The sequence below is a fragment of the Streptomyces sp. genome, from assembly GCF_031178505.1.
Lineage (GTDB): Bacteria > Actinomycetota > Actinomycetes > Streptomycetales > Streptomycetaceae > Streptomyces > Streptomyces gulbargensis.
Genome location: NZ_JAPSIW010000634.1, coordinates 1 through 4,144, shown reverse-complemented (window position 1 = coordinate 4,144; position 4,144 = coordinate 1). Strand labels below are relative to the sequence as shown.

Annotated in this window: 4 protein-coding genes; 1 reads left to right on the top strand and 3 read right to left on the bottom strand. The window is 72.3% G+C overall.

Annotation, left to right across the window (positions count from 1 at the left end):
* From RIF68_RS29435 to RIF68_RS29425, 3 genes are all read right to left on the bottom strand, one after another.
* Window positions 1-244, bottom strand: a 244-nt coding sequence (locus tag RIF68_RS29435) for an SDR family NAD(P)-dependent oxidoreductase (RefSeq protein ID WP_309054326.1), incomplete at its 3' end; no start/stop codon positions are given.
* Between the two features lie 4 nt (window positions 245-248).
* Window positions 249-1,613: an aldehyde dehydrogenase family protein gene (locus RIF68_RS29430; protein WP_375165135.1), complete on the bottom strand. Its 1,365-nt coding sequence runs from the start codon at window positions 1,611-1,613 to the stop codon at window positions 249-251.
* A gap of 102 nt (window positions 1,614-1,715) precedes the next feature.
* A complete protein-coding gene (locus tag RIF68_RS29425; RefSeq protein ID WP_309054324.1) occupies window positions 1,716-3,080 on the bottom strand; it encodes a glutamine synthetase family protein in 1,365 nt (454 codons plus the stop codon).
* An 89-nt stretch (window positions 3,081-3,169) separates the two neighbouring features.
* Between RIF68_RS29425 and RIF68_RS29420 the strand changes: the two genes are divergently transcribed.
* A complete protein-coding gene (locus RIF68_RS29420; protein ID WP_309054323.1) occupies window positions 3,170-3,898 on the top strand; it encodes an FCD domain-containing protein in 729 nt (242 codons plus the stop codon).
* Window positions 3,899-4,144 lie beyond the last annotated feature (246 nt).

Genomic DNA, 4,144 nt, shown 5'->3' with positions numbered 1-4,144 from the left:
TCTCGAAGGCGGTGCGGTACAGGGCCTCGACCTCCTCCGGATCGGTGACGTCGACCTTGACGAAGGTGCCGCCGACCTCCTCGGCGGCGGCCTTGCCCGCGGTCTCGTCGATGTCGCCGCAGACGACGTGGGCGCCTTCGGAGGCGAGCCGCCGGGCGGTGGCGAGGCCGATGCCGCTGCCGGCCCCGGTGATGACGGCGGTGCGGCCGACGAGGCGGCGGCAGACGATCTCTTCGGTGCTCATGCGGTCAGGCCTCCGTGCTGATGAAGACGTTCTTGGTTTCGGTGAAGGCGGTCAGGGCGTCGGGGCCGAGCTCCCGGCCGAGGCCGGACTGGCGGTAGCCGCCGAACGGGGTCCAGTAGCGCACGCTGGAGTGGGAGTTGACGGAGAGGTTCCCGGCGCGGACGGCGCGCGAGGTGCGCAGGGCGCGGCCGACGTCCCGGGTCCAGAGGGAGCCGGACAGGCCGTACTCGGTGGCGTTGGCGAGGCGGATCGCGTCGGCCTCGTCCTCGAAGGGGAGGACGACGGCGACCGGCCCGAAGATCTCCTCGACGGCGCAGGGGGCGTCCTCGGGCACGCCGGTGAGGACGGTGGGCGGGAACCAGAAGCCGGGGCCTTCGGGGGCCTTGCCGCGGATGGTCCCGGCGGAGGTGGGGGCGCCGTCGACGAAGGAGCGGACGCGGTCGAGCTGGGCCCGGGAGATGAGCGGACCCATCTGGGTGCGCGCGTCGAGCGGGTCGCCGACGACGATCTCCTCGACGGCCGGGGCGAGGAGCTCCAGGAAGCGGTCGTACGCGCTCCGCTCGACGAGGATGCGGGTGCGGGCGCAGCAGTCCTGGCCGCTGTTGTCGAGGAAGGACATCGGGGCGGCCGCGGCGGCGGCGTCGAGGTCCGCGTCGGCGAAGACGATGTTCGGGCTCTTGCCGCCGAGTTCGAGGGTGACCCGCTTCACCTGGCCGGCGCACTTCGCCATGATCGACTTCCCGACGCGGGTGGAGCCGGTGAAGACGATCTTGGCGACGCCGGGGTGGGTGACGAGGGCGTCGCCGGCGACGGGGCCGGTGCCGGGGAGGACCTGGAAGAGGCCTTCGGGGAGCCCGGCGGCGAGGGCGAGTTCGGCGAGGCGGAGGGCCGTGAGGGGGGTGGTCTCGGCCGGCTTGAGGACGACGGCGTTACCGGCGGCGAGGGCGGGCGCGGTGGCCCAGGCGGCGATCGGCATGGGGAAGTTCCAGGGGGCGATGACGCCGACGACCCCGAGGGGTTCGAGGATCGTGACGTCGAGTCCGCCCGGGACGGGGATCTGGCGTCCGTTCAGACGCTCCACTCCCCCGGCGGCGTAGTCGAGGAGGTCGCGGACGTTGCCGGCCTCCCAGCGTGCGTTGCCGAGGGTGTGTCCGGCCTCGCGGACCTCCAGGAGGGCGAGTTCCTCGAGGTGCTCGTCCACGGTGGACGCGAAGCGGCGGAGCAGGCGTGCGCGGTCGGCGGGGGCGGCCGCCGCCCAGTCCCGCTGTGCGGCCGCGGCCCGGTGGACGGCGGCGTCGACGTCGGCGGGGGTGGCGGCGGGGACGGTGGCGACGACGTCCTCGGTCGCCGGGTTCAGTACCTGGAGCAACTCTTCCACTCCCTGGTCCTCATTCCTTTCGCGCGGGTGCTGCGGGCGGGGTTCGCGGTGGGGGGTCGTGGTGGGGGGTCGCGGTGAGGGCGGGCCGGTCGCTCAGAGGCGTTCGAAGGAGCGGCGCAGTTCCCAGTCGGTGACCGCGGCGTCGAAGGCGTCCAGTTCGACGCGGGCCATGTTGCGGTAGTGGGCGACGACCTCGGCTCCGAAGGCCTCCTTGGCGATCTCGCTGGTCTCCCAGAGCTCGGCGGCCTCGCGCAGGGTCGTGGGGACGTGCGCGTAGTCGCCGGTGTAGGCGTTGCCGGTGCAGGCGGGGGGCAGTTCGAGGCGCTGCTCGATGCCGTGGAGTCCGGCCGCGACCATGCCGGCGACGGCGAGGTAGGGGTTGACGTCGCCGCCGGGGAGCCGGTTCTCGAAGCGGGTGGAGCGGCCGTGGCCGACGACGCGGAGGGCGCAGGTGCGGTTGTCGTGGCCCCAGGCGACGGCGGTGGGGGCGAAGGAACCGGGCTGGAACCGCTTGTAGGAGTTGATGTTCGGCGCGTAGAGGAGGGAGAAGTCGCGGAGGGCGGCGAGCTGTCCGGCGAGGAAGTGGCGCATGGTCGCGGACATTCCGTGCGGGTCGTCCCCGGCCATGACGTTGTGCCCCTCCGTGTCCTGGAGGGAGAGGTGGATGTGGCAGGAGTTGCCCTCGCGCTCGTTGTACTTCGCCATGAAGGTGAGGGAGACGCCTTCCTGGGCGGCGATCTCCTTCGCGCCGGTCTTGTAGACGGCGTGCCGGTCGCAGGTGACGAGGGCCTCGGCGTACTTGAAGGCGATCTCGTGCTGGCCGGGGTTGCACTCGCCCTTGGCGGACTCCACGGTGAGGCCGGCGCCGGTCATCTCGTTGCGGATGCGGCGCAGCAGCGGCTCGACCCGGCCGGTTCCGAGGACGGAGTAGTCGATGTTGTACTGGTTGACCGGGGTGAGGCCGCGGTAGCCGGCGTCCCAGGCCTGCTCGTAGGTGTCCTTGAAGACGATGAACTCGAGCTCGGTGCCGACGTGGGCGGTGAGGCCGTGCCCGGCGAGCCGGTCCAGCTGGCGGCGGAGGATCTGGCGGGGCGCGGCGACCACGGGGCTGCCGTCGCCCCAGGCGAGGTCGGCGGTCACCATGGCGGTGGCCTCGTTCCAGGGGACGCGGCGGAGGGTGGTGAGGTCGGGGTGCATGGCGAAGTCGCCGTAGCCGCGTTCCCAGGAGGACATCTCGTAGCCGTCGACGGTGTTCATCTCGGTGTCGACGGCGAGCAGGTAGTTGCAGCCCTCGGTGCCGTGGCCGAGGACCTCGTCGAGGAAGAACGGTGCGGCGAACCGCTTGCCCTGGAGCCGTCCCTGCATGTCGGGAAAGGCCAGGACGACGGTGTCGATCTCGCCGCTCGCGACGAGGGAACGCAGTTCCTCGACGGTGAGCGGGGCTGTGCGGTCTGCCACGGGATGACTCCTCCTTCGGCCTGCCGGGAGCCATAAGGTATGCACGAAGACCATTGCTTGTGAAGTGCCCGGGAAGGGGGAACGAGAACGTGGCCCGTACGAGTGACGCGCCGGACCGGCTGACGCCCGTGCTGCGGCCGGTGCGCGCGGGGAACGGTTTCGAGGAGGCCCTGGAGCAGATCCTCCAGGTGGTACGGCTCGGTCTCGTGCCGGGCGGCGAACGGCTGCCCGCCGAGCGGGAACTGGCCGACCGGATGGGGATCAGCCGGGTCACCCTGCGCGAGGTCCTCAAGGTCCTCCAGGAGCAGGGCCTCGTGGAGAGCCGGCGCGGCCGGTACGGAGGGACGTTCGTCCTGCCCCGGACCCGGACGGCCGGCGAGGAGGAGCTGCGCCGCCGGATCGCCGCCGTCGACATCGAGGACACCTTGCGCTTCCGCGAGGTCCTGGAGGTCGGAGCGGCCGGCCTCTGCGCGGCGCACGGCCTCGACGCGGCGGGTACGGAGCGGCTGCGGGCCGCGCTGGCGGCCACGCACGACGCCCCGCTGGACGACTACCGGCGCCAGGACACCCTGTTCCACCTCGCGCTGGCGGAGCTCTCCGGCTCACCGACGCTGACGGCGCAGTACGCGGCCGTCCGGGCGACCGTCAACGGCCTTCTGGACTGCATCCCGCTGCTCGTCCGCAATCTGGAGCACTCCCAGCACCAGCACGCGGCCCTGGTGGACGCGGTGCTCGACGGGGACGCGGACGCGGCGCGGGAAGTGACGCGGGAGCACTGCGCGGGCACGGCGGCGCTGCTGCGGGGCTTCCTCACGTGATCCGGAAGTTACGCGCGGGGGCTTGCGCTCGCCACTCCACCGACGCAAAGGTATGGGACTGATCCATTGGACACCAGGCCCGTTGCGGGGAGCTGACGCTGCCATGACGCTCGACGAAACGACCGGGGGCGCGACCGGGAACCCCTCGGGACGTACCCCTGGAACCACCGGCGAAACCGCCCCCGCGACGAGTGCTTCCGCCGCGTCCTCCGGGGACGACGACTACCTGGCCCGCCGCTCCCTGCG